Annotated in this window: 1 protein-coding gene; it reads right to left on the minus strand. The window is 67.1% G+C overall.

What is annotated here, in order from left to right; translation table 11 throughout:
* Nucleotides 1–373 (minus strand): thioredoxin domain-containing protein (locus tag CS062_RS25425; protein ID WP_199174384.1); only part of this gene is annotated, 373 nt, incomplete at its 3' end.
* Nucleotides 374–444: the final 71 nt, after the last annotated feature.

Genomic DNA, 444 nt, shown 5'->3' on the forward strand with positions numbered 1-444 from the left:
TCCCCTGCTCCTTCGGTTGCTGCTCGGCCGAGAAGATCTGTTCGACGAAGCGCCACGTCACGCCGCTGTCGCGGGAGTAACCGGCGACGGCGAACGCCGCGTAGATGGCGCGGCTGTCGTATGTGCCGCTGGCCGAGAGCCTTTCGAGGAAGTTCACGAACCGCAGGTTGACATGCAGCGATCCGTTCTCGATGCGCCTGCCGATCTCGGCGCCCTGCTGCTGGATCATCTTGCCGCTGAACGGGCACAACGGATCGACGAAGAGCTCGATCTGACCGGGTGCGCCGGGATCCCCGATGGAGATCACGTCCCGCGCGGTCTCGGCTGGGGCTGCCTGCGCGACGCCGCTGGGCGCGCACATCAGCAGCGCCATCACCGCGCCCACGAGCACCCCGAGGGCACGCACTGGCCGCTTCACCCGTGTTGTGTCCATGCCCTCCATCA

It is taken from the genome of Roseateles chitinivorans (genome assembly GCF_002761755.1).
In the GTDB taxonomy this organism is placed as follows: Bacteria; Pseudomonadota; Gammaproteobacteria; order Burkholderiales; family Burkholderiaceae_C; genus Roseateles; species Roseateles chitinivorans.